Source organism: Mesorhizobium sp. M2D.F.Ca.ET.226.01.1.1, assembly GCF_004022705.2.
In the GTDB taxonomy this organism is placed as follows: domain Bacteria; phylum Pseudomonadota; class Alphaproteobacteria; order Rhizobiales; family Rhizobiaceae; genus Mesorhizobium.
In genome coordinates this window covers 1-278 of the sequence record NZ_RZOY02000152.1, presented here as the reverse complement: position 1 = coordinate 278, position 278 = coordinate 1, and the positions used below count along the sequence as shown (strand labels likewise).

1 protein-coding gene is annotated in these 278 nt (G+C 64.4%); it reads left to right on the top strand.

Annotated features, from left to right (window positions below):
• A partial coding sequence (locus tag EN869_RS34185) for a hypothetical protein (protein WP_135916174.1) occupies nucleotides 1-278 on the top strand: 278 nt, incomplete at both ends.

Below are 278 nucleotides of genomic sequence, written 5' to 3'. Positions count from 1 at the left end.
GCGCAATCTCATCCGCATCAAGGCGGGTCCGGGAAGCGAGACCGACAAGCGTGTTGACCGGGTAGCCGTGCTTGCCGAGCTCGACGTCGATCATGAAGAGCGTCTCTATCCGACGCCGGACGCGTTCCCCGAGGTCCGAACGGTTATCGCACGTTCGGTGCTCGATACGATTGTCGCGCATGCCCGCACGCCGGGTCTGCCGCTCGTGCTGCACGCGACGGGCGGCATGGGCAAGACAGTCATTATGCAAGGCATTGCCGAGTGCCTGGCCGCCGAAG